We start from the raw sequence: 17,387 nt of genomic DNA, 5'->3' as shown, positions 1-17,387 counted from the left end.
CCGTGTTCTTTCTCAGTAACCCGTCATTTCAAGATAGCCGACGCCCCCATGGCTGCCCTTGAAATTGATAGGCCCTTCCCAATAGGCGAAGCCCGTTCCCATCCAGCTTTTGGCATTGAGCGGCACGCTGTCGATCTTCAATCCGCGATCCGCGATCGCAACAGTCCATGACGTCGGCAACTTCCGGTTCTCGATAGCGGTGAAGCCGGCCGGTGTCATAGTGATCGAATCCGGCGCGAGCGGCACCGACCGTCCATCGCGCTCAATCCAGTTGCCGGCGAAATAATTCCGTCCGTCTTTCTGGCGCAGGCGAAACAGCATGACTTTCTCGCCTGAATCGAGATGCAGCGAGAACCAGTCCCAACCGGTCTGGTCGGACGCCAGCGGCTGGCTGCTCCATTCGCGGTCCATCCACGCGGCGCCGGTGACGGCGATCTGCTTTCCGCCAAGCGTGATCGCGCCGGATACATTGAAATACGGCTGGCTGAAATAATACGAGGCCTGCCCGCGTTCGGATTTTCTGCTGTAACCGTCGTCGCCCTGAAGCACCAGCGGACGATCGGCGGTGAGATTCAGGGCGTAGCTGAAATCCGCACCTGATGCCGAGACCGCAAGCGACGCTACGTTCTGCGCGTTGAAGCCATCAAGCCCGCGCATCTCCCATGAATCGATCCAGGCATGAAACGGCGATGCTTCCGCACTCGCCTGCCCGACGCCACCGCGTGCGAATTTCTCGGCATAGCGATGGATACCCGCACTGGTGACCGCCGCGTGTCCCATCCATATCTGCTGGTTGGCCCAGCCATCCTGCTGCGCACCCGGCGCCGTCGCCTGCCGGAACAACGTCCATTGCGCGCCCCACTGCGCGCCATTGGCGGCCTTCAGGTTTGCCGTGAGATACCACCACTCGATGCGGTAATCCGGATGCGGGCCGTGGTCGCGCGGAAACTCCAGCACCTTGCCGGGCACAACGGCTGCAAAGCCTTCGCTCTCGCCGCCCAGTCCGGCAAAGCCCTGCGCGCGCGCAAGCGTGCCGCCGAAGGTGGCGAGCAGGCCGCCGCCAAGGAAGGCGCGGCGGCTGGTGCGGGGATCAGCGCTCATTAGCGAATATCTTCGCAAGAGTTGCAGGTTGCAAGCGCATCAAACGCAGGATCGGCAGACACGTTGCGAGCAGCGCAGCCAGCATGGCGATGATGAGCAGTTGCGCCAGCTGCGCCGGGAAGACATGGAACGGCAATCGCCATCCGAATGCCTTGACGTTCACCACCGCGACCAGACACCACGCCACCAGCAAACCGAGCGGCAAAGCCAGGAGCGCCGTGATGAATGCGACCGACATGGTTTTCAGGAGTTCTATCCCCGCGAGCCGCCGCCGCGTCAGCCCGAGCGCCCACAGCGGCGCCAATTGAGGGAGCCGGCTGTTGCTCAACGTCAGCAAACTCGTCAGCAGCGCGACCCCGGCGACGCCGAGGGTGAACGCGTTCAGTGCGGTTGTAACCGAAAATGTTCGGTTGAAGATGCGGGTCGATTCGGCCTTGAGCGTCGTCTGATCCAGCAGCCGGCTGGTATCGAGACCGAATTCCTTGCGCAATGCCGCGACGAGTTCAGGCACTTTCGCGGGCATCACGCGCAGGCCGAACCGTGTCCGCGCGATGTCCGGCCAATGCGCCGCCAGCGCATCGATATCGATGCCGATTTGCCCTTTGGGATTGCCATAGTCGGGATAAATCCCTGCAATGACGACAGACCATGGTCCGGTTACTGCTGGAAGAATGATGTGATCGCCGAGACCGGCTTTCAGCCGCCGCGCGAGTTGCTCGCTGACCAGCGCGCCCCTGCCTGCCCGCACCTTGTCCCAAACACCTGGCATCGATTCCAGCAAAGGCCAGCGTTCGCGATAGGTCGCGTGGTCGGCAAAGCCAAGAACCTCCACCGGCAATGTGTCCAGTATCACATCGGCGCGCCAGGCCGGCAAAATCGCCTCGACCTCGGGCCTCTGGCGCAGCCACGTCACGATCTCCAATGCCTGCGCGTCGCTGTTTGCGTTCAGATAGACTTCCGCCGCAAGCCGGTTATCGAGCCAGTTGGTGAAGGTCCGCGAGAAGCTCTGCACCATGGTGCCGACCCCGACGTTGACCGCGAGTGCGAGTAGCAAGGCCATCAGCGCCAGCGACAGTCCGGGCAATTGCTGCCGGCTGTCGGCCCAGAACCATTTCACGACAGGCTGAACGGTGCCGCGCTGACCAAAGCTTAATACCGCCCCGAGCAACACTGGCAATGCCAGCGCCGCGGACAGCAATATCCCCGCAAGCACCAGAAATCCCGACGTGAGCGAGTCTCCAAAATAAAGACAGGCCGCCGCGAGAACCGCGACCGCGACCGCCATTGCGCCCTGCCGCATCAGCCATCGCTGCTGTGCCTGTTGCCAGGCATAGGGCTGGGCCGCGGCGAGAACCGGCAGACGATAAACACGATAGAGTCCGGCCGCGGCTGCAAGCAGTGCGCCAAGCACGCTCATGCCAAGGCCTGAAAGCCACCAGCTTGGGCGGAGTGACAAATGTCCGGGAATTTGCGCACCATAAAGCCCGCGCAGGCTGACGGCGACATCCGGCAGCAGAAACGCTGCAACGACATACCCGCAGATCAATCCGATAACACCGGACAGCAGCGCGAGCGACACCAGTTCGGCAATCAGTACAATGGTGAGCGCTCTCGCCGAGACGCCGCAGGCGCGCATGGTGCGCAGCATCGGCAGCCGCTGTTCGAACGCGAGCCCGATCGCGGAATGAACGATGAAAAGACCGACCACGAACGACAGCAATCCGAACGCGGTGAGATTCAGATGGAAGCTGCTGGTGAGGCGTTCGAGATCGCTTGGAGCACCCACCTCCACCAGCAACAATTTGTTGCCAACAACCTGTTCAAGTGGCGGACGTTTGCCGCTGCGCATGTCGCCGACCAGAAGCCGCGATATCTGGTCCGGCCTTTTGAGAACGCGCTGTGCAACACCGATGTCGACCACCAGTACGCCCGGCGCGAGGCTATCCTGCACTGCGAGGGGCGGCAACGAGACGCCGCTCATCTGCGGCGATGCGCCCTCGGGCAGTTTCAAGTCCGCCAAAGTTTCCGGCGCGGCCAGCGTTTGCCCGGGAGGCGCGATAAATCTCTGCAAGTGCGCCTGTCCGATATCCGGCGCCGAGCCTGCACCCGGAGGCAACGAGAGAGGCTCGATACCGAGCAGCCGGAACGAGTGTCCGCCGATTTGCACGCGGCCCTCGACAACCGGCGAAACCGGCCAGTTGGCGCGGCGCAGATCGACAAAGAGTTGCTGCGGAAAAACCGGGCTGTCGCGCCCGACCAGCATCGCGGTATTGCCGCCGCCGAACGTCGCCGCCGCGCGGTCATAACTGTTGCGCGCCTGCTGATTGAGCGCCTGCACGCCGCTCCAGAGCGCCGTGGCGGAGATCAATCCGACCAGCAAGGTCGCAAGCTGCATCCGGTGCCGTTTCCAGTGGCTCAACAGACCCACAAGAATCCAGAACGGACGCGTCATGTGATCCGTCCCGCGCTAAGATGCACCCGCCGGTCAAGCGTCGCGGCGAGCCGCTCGCTGTGCGTCACCATCAGAAAGCCGCAGCCGGTGCGCGCGACCAGATCGCGCGCCAGCGCAAGCACATCGTCGGCGGTGGCTTCGTCGAGATTTCCGGTCGGCTCATCGGCCAGCAGCACGAGCGGCTTGATCGCCAGCGCGCGCCCGATCGCGACGCGCTGTTGCTGCCCGCCGGACAGTTGCTCGGGATAGCGGTCGAGCAGCGTGCTCAAACCAAGCCGCTGCACCAGTTCATCCTGCCACGCGGCATCATGCCGGCCCGCGATACGCGCCTGAAACGCGAGGTTATCGCTGACCTGAAGGCTCGGAATGAGATTGAATTGCTGGAATACGAGGCCGAGCCTGTCGCGCCGCATGGCGGCCCGGTCGCTGTCGGACAGATCGGACACCAGCGCGCCGTCGAGCCAGACCTCGCCACTGTCCGCCCTGTCGAGGCCTGCGATCAGATGAAGAAGGGTGCTCTTGCCGCTGCCGGATTCTCCGGTGAGCGCCACGCTCTCGCCAGCCGCCAGCGCAAGGTCGACACCTCGCAAAACCGCAAGCTGCTCCTCCGAAGTCCGATAGGATTTTGTGAGATTGCGAACGGTCAACATGGTTGCGGCGATCATACACTCCCGCGAAGGGAGCGTACAATCGCCGCGACATCCATATCGGCGCTTACGTCAGACTGAGTTCGTACTTCTCAATGTCCTTGGCACGCTCGGAATCCGCCGCCGCCCGGTGATCGGTTGCGATCATGGTATAGACCGCGGGCAGCACGAACAGCGTGAACAGCGTGCCGATCGACATGCCGGCCACGACGACCAGGCCGATGGAGAAGCGGCTCGCAGCACCGGCGCCGCTGGCGGTAAGCAACGGCAGCAGGCCGGCGACCATCGCCGCGGTGGTCATCAGGATCGGCCGCAGCCGGACCCGCGCGGCGTGTTCGATCGCGGTCCTGCGATCCAGGCCTTCCTTCAACTGAAGCTCGTTGGCGAACTCCACCATCAGGATGCCGTGCTTGCTGATCAGTCCGATCAGCGTCACCAGACCGACCTGCGTGTAGATGTTGATCGTCGCAAGACCGAAGTATAGCGGGATCAACGCACCCGAGATCGCCATCGGCACCGAGATCAGGATGACCAGCGGGTCACGAAGGCTCTCGAATTGCGCCGCCAGCACCAGGAAGATGATGATGAGCGCGAACACGAAGGTCACCGCGAGCTGGTTGCCTTCCTGCACGTACTGCCGGGAGTCCGCGAGATAGTCGCGGCTGAAGCCTGCCGGTAATTGCTTGGCCTGCTCTTCGAGGAATTCAACCGCCCGGCCAACCGTGACACCCGGCATCGGCACCGCCTGGAAGGTTGCAGAGTTCAACTGGTTGAAATGCGTCAGCGCGTTCGGATTGGTCTTGGTTTCGATGCTGACAATGGTCGAGAGCGGAACCTGCCGGCCGCCGTTCGTCGCGACGTAGTACTTCTCCAGCGATTCCGGCGATATCCGCAGATCACGCGGCACCTGCGGGATCACCTGATAGGAACGCCCTTCCAGGTTGAACCGGTTGACGTAATTGCCGCCAAGCAGCGTCGCCAGCGTGGTGCCGACCGCGGCCATATTGATGCCAAGGTCGTTGGCTTTCGACCGGTCGATATTGACGCGCACCACCGGCTGGTTGAACGCCAGATCACTGTCGGCCACGATAAACAGACCGCTCTCGCGTGCCGCCTTCTTGAGCTTGTCCATCTGCTCGAACACCGCCTGGAATCCGCTGGTGGTGCTGATGACCATCTGGATCGGCAAGCCGCCCGGTCCGCCCGGCAGCGGCGGCAGGTTGAACGCGAACGCATTGACGCCTTCGATCTTGCTCAACTCATTCTGAACCAGCGGCTTCAGCGCAAGCGATGAACGTTTACGCTCGTCCCACGGCTTCAGGATCATGCCGGCAATGCCGTTGGCGGGGCCTGCCGTACCGTTGATAATGAAACGCAGGTCGGTTTCGGGGAAGCTTGCGAACGCCTTGTCGAGCTTTTTGCCGTAATAATTGCTGTAGTCGATATTGGCGTATTGCGGCGCCTTGGTCACCGAGAAAAGAATGCCTTGATCTTCTTCAGGCGCCAGTTCCTTGCTGGTGTTCATGTACATGAAGCCGACAAGGAACAGGATGGTCGCGGCGAAAAGCGCCGTGATCGGCCGGTAATCGAGCGAGCGGTCGAGCTTGCGTCCGTACCAGCGCGTCACCTTCCCGAACACGTTGTCGACAATGCTGGCGAAGCGGCCGTGATCGCCGCCGCTCTTCAGCAGCACCGAGCACATCATCGGCGACAGCGTCAAAGCCACGACGCCGGAAACGATCACCGAGCCGGCGAGTGTGAACGCGAATTCGCGGAACAACGCGCCGGTCAGGCCGCCAAGGAATCCGATCGGAGCATACACGGCGGCCAGCGTGATGGTCATGGAAATGACCGGGCCGACGATCTCGCGCGCGCCTATCAGCGATGCCTCAACGGGCGATTTGCCCTCCTCCAGATGCCGGTGGATGTTTTCGACCACCACAATCGCGTCGTCGACCACAAGTCCGATGGCGAGCACCATCGCCAGCAGCGTCAACAGATTGAGCGTGAAGCCCATCGACAGCATCAGGATGCAGGCGCCGACCAGCGACAGCGGAATCGTGACGACCGGAATGATGACCGAGCGCAACGAGGCCAAAAACAGGAAAATCACGACGACCACGATGATGACCGCCTCGACCAGGGTGTTGCGCACCTCATCGATCGACGACTGAATGAACTTGGTCGAGTCGTAAGCCACACGCATTTTTAGAGACGGCGGCAGGTTGCGCTCGATCTCCGGAAACAGCCCACGCACGCCCTTGACGATGTTCAGCGGGTTGCCCTGCGGCGTCGACTGAACGCCGATGAAGATCGCCTGCTGACCGCTGAGCGACACGCTGGAATCCGTGCTCTGTGCGCCAAGCTCGACGGTTGCGATATCCTCGAGCCGGACGAAACCGCCGTCCTTCGCCTTCACAGTCATCCGCTTGAACTGGTCGATACTTTGCAGGTCGGTATTTGTCGTCACGTTGGAGACGATAAAATACCCCTTGGACTGACCGGCGGCGGCCTGGAAGTTGTTCGCCCTGATTGCTGCTGCGACGTCGTCCGGCGACACATTGCGGCCGGCCATACGCGCCGGATCGAGCCAGATCCGGGTGGCGAGCGTCTGCGCGCCGAGAATATCGGCCGAGGCGACACCATCGACCGTTGACAGGATCGGCTGCACCACGCGGGCGAGATAGTCGGAAATCTGCGGCCCGCTCAACTCGTCACTGGCGAAGCCGAGATACATCACGGCCGTGGTCTGGCCAGTCGACTTTGTGATCACCGGGTCGTTGGATTCCCTCGGGATCAAATACCTGACCGAACTGACTTTCGAACTGACTTCCGTCAGCGCCGCATTCGGATCGACGTTGAGCTTGATGTAGACCGAGATCGTGCTGGTGCCCTGCACCGACGACGACGTGATGTAATCGACGCCTTCTGCCGACGCCACCGCCTGCTCGATCGGCTGCGTGATGAAGCCCTGCATCAAGTCAGGTGACGCACCCGGATAGGACGTCGTCACTGTGACAACCGTATTCGACAGCTTGGGATACTGACGAATTCCCAGATGTGTCGCAGCCTGGAATCCGATCAGCAGGATCAGAAGGCTGACGACGAGCGACAATACCGGCCGCTTGATGAAGATGTCTGTGAAGGCCATGAACGGCGCTCCGATCTGAGGTCAGTTACGCGGCGCTTGTGCCGGGATTGGCGGAGGCGGATCGGCCGAAATCGTGACGGCCGAACCGGACTGCAGCTTGAGCTGTCCAACGGCGACAACGCGGTCGCCCGGCTTTACGCCGCTTGCGATGACGACGCGCCCGTGAACGCGAGCCCCCGTCTTCACGAACGTCCGGTCCGTCTTCAGCGAGGACTTGCCATCCGCATCCTTGGTTTCCGTGATCAGCCAGACGGAATCGCCGTACAGCGTGTAATCCACTGCGGTCTCAGGCACGGTGACCACGGCCGGCTTCGGCGGCAGTTCGACCGTTGTGGTCGCGAACATGCCGGGTTGCAGGATGCGGTCCGGGTTCGCCAGCGTCGCCTGGATCCTGACGTTGCGAGTGTCGGCGCTGATCTGCGGCTCGATCGTGGTGATCTTGCCCTCGAAGGTACGGCCCGGATAAGCGTCCACGACAATACGGACAGTCTGGCCGACATTGAGAACCGCGCGATCTTTTTCAGTCGCCGTGAAGTTCAGGAACAGCTGCGACAGATCGGTCAACGAAACGATCTGCGTTCCGGCGCTCAGATACTGGCCAAGTTCAACCATACGCACACCGAGCACGCCGTCGAACGGCGCCTTGATCCGCTTTTGCGAGATGATCGCCTCGGTTTTCGCCACCGCGGCAGCACCCTGATCGTAAGTCGCCTGCGCCTGATCGACGGTCGCCTGCGGGCCGAAAGATCTGGCGAGCAGTGCCTTGGCGCGGTCGAGCGCGAGCGAGGCGGCCAGCGTCTGCGCCTTGAAGCTGGCAAGGTCACTCTGATCCGGCGCATCGAAGATTTGAAGCAACGGATCGCCCGCCTTCACTTCGGAGCCCGGCTTGAACAGAATTTCGGTGACGCGGCCGTTGACGTCGGTCGTGACATTCACCTGATGGACAGCGGCGAGATCGCCGACGCCGGTCAGCAGGTTCGGCAACACTTCCGACTTCGCTTCAACCGCGGAGACGTTGGTCGGCGGCGGCTTCATACCGGCGAAGAATTTCTTGATGCCTTCGCTGCGCAGGTGGTTGAAACCGACAATGACCACGAGCAACAGCGCGAGCGCGCCGCCGATGATGATCATCCAGCGCACCATGCGCACGGGCTTGTGCTGTGTCTTTTCGCCCGATGCAGGGGCTTGATGGGAAGGTGAGCTCTTGGCGTCCATGTTTATGCACTTTCCACAATCCGGACCGCCGCATGAGATGACGGTGGAACGGTATCCAAATAAGAAGCGATAGCCCGGCCGCTCATTCCGATCCCTCGAAGAATGAACTGGCAGATATGCCGCTCGAAGTCCGGCGCGCTTGGATAGTCCAGCGAGGGAGTCGCGGGAAGCCTTGTAAGGGCGATCATGTGAACAACTTGATGCGCGAACCAGAAAAGATTGAGCGGTTCACCTTCCACTCGCTCCGCGTCACCCGCCGCGATGGCGCTTTCGAGCGATGCATTGAAGATGGGACCGATCAGATCTCCGATTTTGTCATAGAGCAGTCTAGCGAATTCGCCGTCAGTGAGCTGGCTGGAGATCAGAAGTCTGACCCGCTGCGCATCTTCCTGATCCGGTTCGTCGGTCGCGCGCATGAAGTGCATGACCATTTCGCGGATAAGAATGACCAGCGTCTCCGTCGATGGCTTCAGTTCGCGCAACCGAAGCAATTCCGGATCAGCCTCGCAGGCTTCTGCGAGTATTTCTGCATAGAGTGCGGCTTTAGTAGGGAAATGCTTGAACAACAGTCCTTCTGAGATACCCGCAGCCTGCGCAACACTTCGCGTCGTTGTCCCCGCAAAACCGTAAAGGGCGAAACAACGTTTAGCCGCCTCCAGGATCCGCTCCCGGCGGAGATCGCTCGTGAGTCTGAGGGTACTCATGCGGTGTGAGTAAGCACTCACTTAACCCAAAGTCAACCGGGATTTGCTGCTTTGCAGCACGCAATTCAGCCACAATCACAGCATCCGACGCCGTCTCCTGCCGGCATGGGCCGGGACCCTGCCGCGCCCAGTATCGCGCGGCGGATGCAAGCTGACCGAGCGGATCGCATTACCGCTTCCGATTACGCGAGCTGTTCCGCACGCGCCCAAGGCGATGTTCACTCCGCCGGCTGTTGATCTCGCTTCCTGCCCAGAACGAAGTCTTGCCTAAATCAAGCAAACCCGCCTCAATGTGCAGCAACGAATGGCCCCCGCCTCAGCGGGAAGGCCGCTAAGGCCCGGAATAAATCAGGGTCAGGGGGAGGCAGCATGACGACGGTAAATACACCGCCGGGCAATGACCCGACGGTCATTTCCGACGAGGCTTTGCGCAAGGCCGAGGAATTCATCGAAGCGGAGGAAGGTGCGACCAACAGGCTTGGCGGGCTGGTCGGCCAGGCCGTCACCTACATCGCCATCGCGATGAGCTTGTTTCATCTCTATGCGGCCTACGCGATCGTCCCGACGCAGGAGCTTCGCTACACCCACGTCGCATTCACGCTGGTGCTGAGCTTCCTGCTGTTTCCGCTCGCCGCGCGTTTTCGCAACCGTGTGCGCTGGTGGGACGTGATCCCCGGTATCCTTGCCGTCGCGACCATCACCTATGCGCTGTGGGGCGGCGACGATTTCACCGACCGAGCCACAACCCCCGACCGCTGGGACGTCATCGTCGGCGTGATCTTCATTGTCCTCGTGCTTGAAGCAACGCGCCGCTCCACCGGAGCTATCATGCCAGTGGTCGCGGTCCTCTTCATTGCCTACGCGATGCTTGGCCCGTACTTCCCCGCGCCGTGGACTCATCGCGCCTACGATCTGCCGCGGCTGGTCGGCCACCTCTTCATCACGCTCGAAGGCATTTTCGGCGTCGCGGTCGATGTGTCGGCGACGCTGATTATCCTGTTCACCATCTTCGGGGCGTTTCTCCAGCAATCGGGTGCCGGAAAATTCTTTATCGATTTCTCGCTCGCAATGATGGGCGGCAAGCCCAACAGCGCAGGACGCACCGTGGTGCTGTCGTCGTTCCTGCTTGGTGGGCCGTCAGGATCGGGGGTCGCCACGACAGTGATGATCGGCACCGTCGCCTATCCGATGATGAAAAAGGCGGGGTTCGAGAAAAACGCTGCCGGCGGCCTCCTCGCCGCGGGCGGACTTGGCGCCATCCTGTCACCGCCAGTGCTGGGCGCCGCGGCGTTCCTGATCGCCGAGTTTCTCAAGATCAGCTATCTCGACGTGATCTGGATGGCCACCATCCCGACCTGTCTTTATTATCTCTCGCTGCTGATCATGGTCGAACTCGACGCTAAGCGTTTCGGCGCCCGTGACGTCAACTTCAAGCCGGAGATGTCGCTCGGCGCAATGACCATGCGCTATGGCTTCCACTTCATTTCGCTCGTCGCCGTCGTGGTCTTCATGGTGATCGGCTATTCGCCGGCGTTGTCGGTGTTCTATGCCATCGTGACCACGTTTGCCTTGAGCTTCCTGCGGAAGGACACCGCGCTGATGCCGCCGAAGCTGAAGCGCGCTCTGGCTGACGGCTCGATCGGCGCACTGAATGCCGCAACCACTTGCGCGTGCGCCGGTATCGTCGTTGGCATTGTGACGTTGACCGGCCTTGGCCTGAAGTTCTCGTCGATCGTGATCGCCTATGCCGGCGGCAGCCTGCTGTTGACGGCAATCTACACGTCACTGATCGTCTGGATCATCGGCCTCGCCGTCCCCGTCACCGCGTCCTACATCATTTGCGCGGTGATCGCGGCCCCTGCCCTGATCAAACTCGGCGTGCCCGACTACGCCGCGCACATGTTCATCTTCTATTACGCGGTACTTTCGGAAGTATCGCCGCCGACAGCGCTCTCGCCGTTCGCGGCAGCCGCCATCACCGGCGGCGATCCTTACAAAACCACGCTGCAATCGTGGAAATACACGCTGCCCGCCTTCCTGGTGCCATTCGTATTCGTACTCGATCCGCAGGGCGTCGGCTTGCTGCTCAACATCCCCAAGGGCGGTTCGTGGGTCGATGTCTTCGAAATCACCCTCAAGACCACCCTCGGACTGATGGCGCTGGCGGCGGCCGCGCAGGGTTGGGTTCTTCGGCACACCACGCTGATCGAACGCGGGCTGCTGATGCTGTCGGGGCTTCTGCTGGTCTTTCCAAGCCTGATCGAGGCGCTGATCGAAGCGGCGATTGGTCGCGACATTTCTTATACTTATGTACCCGGCGTCCTGATCGGATTGGGGGTACTGTTATGGCAGGCAAAGGGGCCGGCGGTTCAACGACCGGCCTGACAACTCAAATGGGAGGACGATTGATAATGAAGAGAACGACGAAAATGGCCGCGGTGCTGGCCCTCGCGTTATCCGCCGGCTTGATAACGGCCCATGCCCAGCAGAAGACCATGGCGATCGGAACAGGCGGCACCGGCGGCGTGTATTACCCGCTTGGCGGAGCCGTCGCGAACGTGCTGTCGAAGAACCTGCCGAACGTGCAGGCCACCGCCGAAGTCACCGGCGGTTCGGTCGACAACCTCAAGTTGATCGGCACAGGCCAGAGCGAGATGGGCTTTACCATGGCCGACGCCGCGCTCGATGCCTACAAAGGCGAAGACAAATTCAAGAGCGGAAAGATTCCACTGCAAGCGCTTCTCGTGGTTTATCCGAACCGCATGCATGTGGTGACTGTCGAAGGCTCCGGCATCGATAAAATGTCCGACATGAAGGGCAAGCGTATCTCGACAGGATCGCCGGGCAGCGCGACCGAAGTGATGGCTTTCCGCGTGATCGAGGCCGCGGGCCTCGACAAGGACAAGGACATGAAGCGCGAGCGTCTCGGCGTCGCTGAATCGGTCAACGCGATCAAGGACGGCAAGATCGACGCCTTCTTCTGGGTCGGCGGCATCCCGACCGCGGCCGTCACCGATCTCGCCGCCACTCCGGGCGTGAAAATGAAATTGGTCGATCACGGCGATGTCGTCGAAAAGATGAACGCGAAGTACGGCAAGCTCTACACGTCCAGCATCATCAAGGCAGGATCTTATCCAAACTACAACAAGGACAACAGCATCGCGGAAGTCTGGAACCTCATCGTCACCGGCAACAAGATGAGCGACGACGACGCCTACACCATCGTGAAGACATTGGTGGAAAGAAAAGCCGACATCGTGGCGGTCCACAAGGAAGCCTTGAGCTTCTCGCTGGACAATCAGGTTCAGGCGCGCTCGCCCATCCCCTTCCATCCTGGTGCATTGAAGTACTTCAAGGAAAAGGGCATCGGCGGCTGATCCGGCCCCTAACTTACCTGCAACGAAGCCCCGGCCGATGCGCCGGGGTTTTTTGTTATGACTGTGTCGCCTTCGGCACGTCTCGATCGATGGCGAAATCGTCGAACCACGGCTGATGATTCCCTGCAATCGACGCCGCGATAATCCGTGACGCGAGATAGCTGTAGGTGATGCCGTTGCCGCCATAGCCATAAGCCGCGTGAATGCGCGGATAACCGGGCACGCGCCCGATCAGCGGCAGGCCGTCGGTGGTCGTTCCGAATGCGCCCGACCAGACAAATTCCGCGACAGGTTCCGCATGCGACCAAAGCCCGTTGAGCCTGTGCAGCAGAGCCTCCGCCTTCGCCGGCATCAGCCGGTCTCGCGCTTCAGGTTCGATCGCCCGATCGTCGTCCTCGCCGCCCATGATGATCCGGTTGTCGTTCGTCGTTCGTGCGTAACTGTAATTCTCCGAGGCTTCCCAGATCAGCGCCCCATCGCGCCACAAACCGCCCGCCGGCTGCGGAGTCGTCGCAATGGCCCAGCTCGACGAAATCTTGTGCAGACTTGAGCTGACAAAATCCGGCATCACATAACCAGTCGCAAGAACGACCTGCTTTGCCTCGATGATATGACCGTTGTCGAGTTCGACAATGACTGCCTGCCCGCTGCTGTCGTAGTTTTCCGCGCTCGAATCGAAGATCTTGGCACCTTGCGTTGCTGCCGCAGCCAGCAACGCCTGACACAGCAATAACGGGTCGGCGTCCGCCGAACCGATCGAATGGAGCGCCGCCTCCCGGTAAAGACCGAACTCCTCCAGCAATGTCAGGTGATCCAGATACTCGCCGGGCAACCCGGCGCGCATGCGAAGATCGTGCTCTGCCTTCAATTCGCGTGCGCCGGTCTTTCCCGCCGCCAAATAGAGCGAGCGCTTGTGGCGCATGCCGCATACCAGCCTGTGCGCATTCACCAGTTCTGCCAATCCGCTGACCGCGCCGAAGCTGCGGCGATAGATGCCGGCGGCCCGCTCGAATCCGTACATCGCCGTGAGATCGTTCAGCGAGCGGTCGACCTCCCACAACAGCATCGCGGTGCTTGCCGCCGTGCTGCCGAAGCCGGGACGCTGCCGGTCGATAACACAAACCTCATGGCCCTGCGCAGCGAGATGTTCGGCCGCCAGCGAGCCGGTAACGCCCGCACCGACAACCAGAATCTCGCAGCGAAGATCCTGATCGACAGACGGCCTGCCAGGCAGCACGAGTCGTTGACTCCACGGCGATATGCCTCCGCGCAAGTCGTTTTGCCGGACTCTTTCAGGATCGAACATTATTGGCTTCTATCATGGCTGGGAACGGCCCCCGTACCGCAACCATGATGACGCCCGAGCGCCGCAAAAGTTCCCTGCGCTGGTGTCCCGAGCCTGGTCAGGCCCCCTCGTCCAGCGCGACCAGTTCGCGTTTCTTGCGCAGCGATGGGAGCAGCGGCCCGATCAACAGGATCGCGGCAATCACGAGACAAATCGCGGAGATCGGTCGCTGCACGAACGTCATCAGGTCGCCCTGCGACAGGATCAGCGACTTACGCAGATTGTTCTCGAGCAGAGGCCCGAGTACGAAGGCGAGCACCAGCGGCGCCGGCTCATACCCGAACTTGCGCATCAGATAGCCGATCACGCCGAACCCGACCATGACGTAGACGTCGAAGACGTTGTTGCTGCTGCAATAGACGCCGACGATGGTGAACAACAGGATCATCGGGAACAGCACGTTGTAGGGCAGCTTCAGCAACTGCACCCACATGCCGATCAGCGGCAGGTTCAGGATCAGCAGCATGATGTTGCCGATATACATGCTGGCGATGATGCCCCAGAATAATCCGGGATTCTGCGTGATCATCAGCGGCCCCGGCTGAAGACCGTGAATAACAAACGCGCCGAGCAGCAGCGCCATCACCACGTTCGGCGGAATGCCGAGCGTCATCAGCGGAATGAACGCACCGCCCGCAGCTGCGTTGTTGGCCGCTTCCGGTCCCGCGACACCTTCAATGGCGCCCTTGCCGAAACGCTCCGGCGTCTTCGACAGCCGCTTCTCCAGCGCGTAGGACGCAAAGGACGCGACCACGGCGCCACCGCCCGGCAGAATGCCTAAAAAGAATCCCAGCAGCGTGCCGCGTCCGACAGGTCCGGCGCTGGCTTTCCAGTCTTCCTTGTTGGGCAGAAGCTGTGTGATCTTGGCTTCGATCACGTCGCGCTTGATGACCTGCTCGATATTGATAAGCACTTCAGCGACACCGAACAGGCCCATCACCACCGGCACCAGACCAATGCCGTCGATCAGTTCGAGACGGCCGAACGTCAACCGCGGCTGCGCGGTGATGCTGTCGAGGCCGATCAGCCCAAGTACGACGCCGATACAGGCCATCAGCAGTGCCTTCGCCATCGAGCCCTGCGTCAGGAACGTCAACACCACAAGGCCGAGCACCATCAGGCTGAAATATTCCGCGGGGCCGAAAGCCACAGCAACACCCGCCAGCGATGGCGCGATCAGCATCAGCGCGACCAGCGCGAATGTACCCGCGATGAACGAGCCGAGCGCGGAGATGCCGAGCGCCGGGCCTGCACGTCCCTGCTTCGCCATCTGGTGACCGTCGAGACATGTCACCACCGACGCCGCCTCGCCCGGAATGTTGACAAGGATCGACGTGGTCGAGCCGCCGTACATCGATCCATAGTAGATGCCCGCCATCATGATAATGCCGGACTCCGGCGTGCCCGACAGCGTTACCGGCAGCAACAGCGACATCGCCGAGATCGGACCGATGCCGGGCAGAACGCCGACCAGCGTGCCGATAAATACGCCGATGAAACAGTACAGCAGGTTGACCGGCTGAAGAGCCACGCCGAGACCGTGCGAGACGTTGACGAGAACATCCATGAGCTTGTCCGATCAGCCGATGTTGAACATGCCCGTGGGCAACTGGATCAGCAGTGCGCGTTTCAGCACCCACCAGACGCCGATCGGTGCCAGCACCGCGAGCGGGATGGCCAGCGTCCAGCGCACCGGATCGATCACCCGCAGCAGCAGCAGCAACAGCGGAATCGACGCCAGCAGAAAGCCGAGCGGTTGAAGCAGGAGGGAAAATGCCGCGAGGCACGCAATGACAACCAGCGGCTTGATCCAGCGCGTTCCCGCCCATAGCGACGCAACGCTCGGGCCGCCTTCGGTGATCGCAGCAAAGATGATCGTGCAGGCGAACAGGCACATCAGAATGCCCGCATAGAACAGCACGAAGCCAGAACCTGGATCGTTGATGTTTCCGATCTTGAGCTTCTGGCCCGCCCAGATCACGAAGATGCCAAGCGCAAGGCCGACGAGTCCGCCCCACAGTTCGGAATTGCCCAGCAGGCTTCTTGAACTTTTCTCAACCGCCATCGCGCCCTCCCTCTTCAGGCCGGGGCCCGCGATAGGACGCGAGCCCTGCACGTACTGCGCAGATGTCAGTTGGTCTTCTTCGCCAGCCCGAGCGTATCGATCACCTTGCGTTCGGACTCGGTAACCTCGGTGACGAACTTCTTGTAGTCCTCGGTGTTCTTGTAGTTCGCCACCATATCGAACTTCGCCAGCGTCGCGGTCACAGCCGGATCCTCAAGCGCCTTCTTGAATGCGTCGTGAAGTTTGGCAACGACCTTCGGGTCCATGCCCTTCGGGCCGGCGATGCCGAACGGCGAATCATACACCATCGAATAGCCGAGCTCGTTGAGCGTCGGCACGTCGGGGAAATTCGGCGAACGCTTCGAGGTCCAGACCATCAGCAGGCGCAGCTTGCCTGCATCCACCAGCGGCCGCCATCCGGTGGAATCCGCCTGAAGCATGGTGTGGTTGCCGAGCACGGCGGCATTGGTTTCCGCGCCGCCCTTGAACGGCACCTGCGTCAGCTTGATGCCGGCTTTCCCCGCGATCTGCTCCATGCCGATATGCAGCGAGGTTCCGGCGCCCGGCGTCGCGTAGGTCACCTTGCCGGGATTGGCCTTGGCAAAATCAACCACGTCCTTCCAGGTCTTGAACTGCGACTCGGCATTGGTCGTTACGCCGAAAGTGTAGCCGGTCAGATGAACGATGTAGGTGAAATCCTTGTCGGCGTTCCACGACACGTCCTGCATCAGCGGCAAACGAAATACCGTGATGGGGATCTGTGAAATCGTATAGCCATCGGGCTTGGCCGTCGCAGCCATGGTTGCAGGTCCGACCGTGCCGGCGCCGCCGGCCTTGTTGTCCACAACAATCGGCTGGCCGAGAACCTTCGACGCGCTTTCAGCCATCGCGCGCATCGATATATCGGTCGAACCGCCAGCGGGCCACGGCACAATCAGCGTGATCGGTTTGGTCGGATAATCCTGAGCCATAGCGACACTGGACAACACGGCCAGCGTGGCCGCGGCCAAAACGGTTTTGAATCCGGATCGATAAGCCATTGAACATCTCTCCCCTTGGCAGCTCGTGACGATGTCCGAGCCTGTTTTGTTTATGACGCGATGATCCCCGAAATCGGCGCGAAAGAAAAGCAAGGAGACATGTGCGGGACCCAGTTATTGCGACGCATCGGGCCGATGCGTCATTAGGTCTCAAAATATGCAGCCTCGCGGTGGTCTTGCGTTCGCCCTGCGAAACAGCGAGTTGTAAGCGATCAGGCCCTGCCTGCACCCACCGGGAAATCTGCCTGTTTTGAACGCATCAAATCCGGCCCAACAGTCCAGACGGATCG

The 17,387-nt window shown here is 61.2% G+C and carries 12 protein-coding genes; 2 read left to right on the top strand and 10 right to left on the bottom strand.

Features of this window, described 5'->3' with window-relative positions:
• Positions 1-12: 12 nt before the first annotated feature.
• From AC1Q6J_RS02170 to AC1Q6J_RS02145, 6 genes are read right to left on the bottom strand one after another with little or no spacing between them, the layout of a single operon-like run.
• Positions 13-1,101, bottom strand: coding sequence for a lipocalin-like domain-containing protein (locus AC1Q6J_RS02170; RefSeq protein WP_492277677.1), 1,089 nt, complete (start codon positions 1,099-1,101; stop codon positions 13-15).
• Entirely contained in the window at positions 1,091-3,553 is a 2,463-nt protein-coding gene (locus AC1Q6J_RS02165; protein WP_492277676.1) for an ABC transporter permease, read from the bottom strand. The genes AC1Q6J_RS02170 and AC1Q6J_RS02165 overlap by 11 nt, the downstream gene beginning before the upstream one ends.
• Positions 3,550-4,218: an ABC transporter ATP-binding protein gene (locus AC1Q6J_RS02160; protein WP_492277675.1), complete on the bottom strand. Its 669-nt coding sequence runs from the start codon at positions 4,216-4,218 to the stop codon at positions 3,550-3,552. Before AC1Q6J_RS02160 ends, AC1Q6J_RS02165 begins: the two co-directional genes overlap by 4 nt.
• A 49-nt stretch (positions 4,219-4,267) precedes the next feature.
• Positions 4,268-7,351, bottom strand: a complete 3,084-nt coding sequence (locus AC1Q6J_RS02155; protein ID WP_492277674.1) for a MexW/MexI family multidrug efflux RND transporter permease subunit — start codon at positions 7,349-7,351, stop codon at positions 4,268-4,270.
• Positions 7,352-7,372: 21 nt separating this feature from the next.
• Positions 7,373-8,566 carry an efflux RND transporter periplasmic adaptor subunit gene (locus AC1Q6J_RS02150; protein WP_492277673.1) on the bottom strand — a complete coding sequence of 398 codons (1,194 nt, stop codon included), beginning with the start codon at positions 8,564-8,566 and terminating at the stop codon, positions 7,373-7,375.
• A 2-nt stretch (positions 8,567-8,568) separates the two neighbouring features.
• Complete coding sequence (locus tag AC1Q6J_RS02145; protein WP_492277672.1) at positions 8,569-9,270, bottom strand: TetR/AcrR family transcriptional regulator; 702 nt, start codon at positions 9,268-9,270, stop codon at positions 8,569-8,571.
• Positions 9,271-9,639: 369 nt separating this feature from the next.
• Here AC1Q6J_RS02145 and AC1Q6J_RS02140 point away from each other — a divergent pair, with 369 nt between their 5' ends.
• Positions 9,640-11,655, top strand: coding sequence for a TRAP transporter permease (locus tag AC1Q6J_RS02140; protein WP_492277671.1), 2,016 nt, complete (start codon positions 9,640-9,642; stop codon positions 11,653-11,655).
• Positions 11,656-11,681: 26 nt separating this feature from the next.
• Entirely contained in the window at positions 11,682-12,647 is a 966-nt protein-coding gene (locus tag AC1Q6J_RS02135) for a TAXI family TRAP transporter solute-binding subunit (RefSeq protein WP_492277670.1), read from the top strand.
• Between the two features lie 55 nt (positions 12,648-12,702).
• On the opposite strand, the gene AC1Q6J_RS02130 is transcribed toward AC1Q6J_RS02135, so the two are convergent.
• From AC1Q6J_RS02130 to AC1Q6J_RS02115, 4 genes are all read right to left on the bottom strand, one after another.
• On the bottom strand, positions 12,703-13,953 hold the full coding sequence (locus AC1Q6J_RS02130) for an NAD(P)/FAD-dependent oxidoreductase (RefSeq protein ID WP_492277669.1): 1,251 nt from the start codon (positions 13,951-13,953) through the stop codon (positions 12,703-12,705).
• Positions 13,954-14,050: 97 nt separating this feature from the next.
• Positions 14,051-15,559: a tripartite tricarboxylate transporter permease gene (locus tag AC1Q6J_RS02125; protein WP_492277668.1), complete on the bottom strand. Its 1,509-nt coding sequence runs from the start codon at positions 15,557-15,559 to the stop codon at positions 14,051-14,053.
• 12 nt (positions 15,560-15,571) lie between these two features.
• Complete coding sequence (locus AC1Q6J_RS02120; protein ID WP_492277667.1) at positions 15,572-16,057, bottom strand: tripartite tricarboxylate transporter TctB family protein; 486 nt, start codon at positions 16,055-16,057, stop codon at positions 15,572-15,574.
• Positions 16,058-16,122: 65 nt separating this feature from the next.
• Complete coding sequence (locus AC1Q6J_RS02115; protein WP_492277666.1) at positions 16,123-17,097, bottom strand: Bug family tripartite tricarboxylate transporter substrate binding protein; 975 nt, start codon at positions 17,095-17,097, stop codon at positions 16,123-16,125.
• Positions 17,098-17,387 lie beyond the last annotated feature (290 nt).

This window comes from Afipia sp. MLSD5-FHT05B12 (assembly GCF_058793355.1).
Note: the sequence above shows the minus strand (reverse complement) of the source record. Positions and strands in the feature narration are given on the sequence as shown.

Bases quoted from the DNA above. Each gene is read 5' to 3' on its own strand.
- AC1Q6J_RS02140 (WP_492277671.1), top strand. From the start codon at position 9,640: ATGACGACGGTAAATACACCGCCGGGCAATGACCCGACGGTCATTTCC.
- AC1Q6J_RS02150 (WP_492277673.1), bottom strand. From the start codon at position 8,566: ATGGACGCCAAGAGCTCACCTTCCCATCAAGCCCCTGCATCGGGCGAA.
- AC1Q6J_RS02145 (WP_492277672.1), bottom strand. From the start codon at position 9,270: ATGAGTACCCTCAGACTCACGAGCGATCTCCGCCGGGAGCGGATCCTG.
- AC1Q6J_RS02165 (WP_492277676.1), bottom strand. From the start codon at position 3,553: ATGACGCGTCCGTTCTGGATTCTTGTGGGTCTGTTGAGCCACTGGAAA.
- AC1Q6J_RS02125 (WP_492277668.1), bottom strand. From the start codon at position 15,559: ATGGATGTTCTCGTCAACGTCTCGCACGGTCTCGGCGTGGCTCTTCAG.
- AC1Q6J_RS02120 (WP_492277667.1), bottom strand. From the start codon at position 16,057: ATGGCGGTTGAGAAAAGTTCAAGAAGCCTGCTGGGCAATTCCGAACTG.
- AC1Q6J_RS02115 (WP_492277666.1), bottom strand. From the start codon at position 17,097: ATGGCTTATCGATCCGGATTCAAAACCGTTTTGGCCGCGGCCACGCTG.
- AC1Q6J_RS02135 (WP_492277670.1), top strand. From the start codon at position 11,682: ATGAAGAGAACGACGAAAATGGCCGCGGTGCTGGCCCTCGCGTTATCC.
- AC1Q6J_RS02160 (WP_492277675.1), bottom strand. From the start codon at position 4,218: ATGATCGCCGCAACCATGTTGACCGTTCGCAATCTCACAAAATCCTAT.
- AC1Q6J_RS02170 (WP_492277677.1), bottom strand. From the start codon at position 1,101: ATGAGCGCTGATCCCCGCACCAGCCGCCGCGCCTTCCTTGGCGGCGGC.
- AC1Q6J_RS02155 (WP_492277674.1), bottom strand. From the start codon at position 7,351: ATGGCCTTCACAGACATCTTCATCAAGCGGCCGGTATTGTCGCTCGTC.
- AC1Q6J_RS02130 (WP_492277669.1), bottom strand. From the start codon at position 13,953: ATGTTCGATCCTGAAAGAGTCCGGCAAAACGACTTGCGCGGAGGCATA.